Source organism: Duganella violaceipulchra (genome assembly GCF_019166075.1).
GTDB classification, from domain to species: Bacteria; Pseudomonadota; Gammaproteobacteria; order Burkholderiales; family Burkholderiaceae_D; genus Rugamonas; species Rugamonas violaceipulchra.
In genome coordinates this window covers 1-217 of record NZ_JAHTGR010000269.1, presented here as the reverse complement: position 1 = coordinate 217, position 217 = coordinate 1, and the positions used below count along the sequence as shown (strand labels likewise).

The window sequence follows — 217 nt, the reverse complement described above, 5'->3', positions numbered from 1 at the left end:
CCGCCATCGCCGCGCTGGAAACGGCCGACTTCGCCGCACTGAAATCGGACGCGATCGCCGCCCTGAGCGCCAATCAAGTCAAGGCGCTGACCACGAATCAAGTGGTGGCGCTGACTACCGCCGAAGCCGCCGCGCTGAGCACCGCGCAAGTGGCCGCGCTGTCGACCGATGCCATCGCCGCGCTGGAAACGGCCGACCTGTCGGCCATCAAGACGGC

The 217-nt window shown here is 68.2% G+C and carries 1 protein-coding gene; it reads left to right on the top strand.

What is annotated here, in order from left to right:
* A partial coding sequence (locus tag KVP70_RS34010) for a hypothetical protein (protein ID WP_217946828.1) occupies positions 1-217 on the top strand: 217 nt, incomplete at both ends.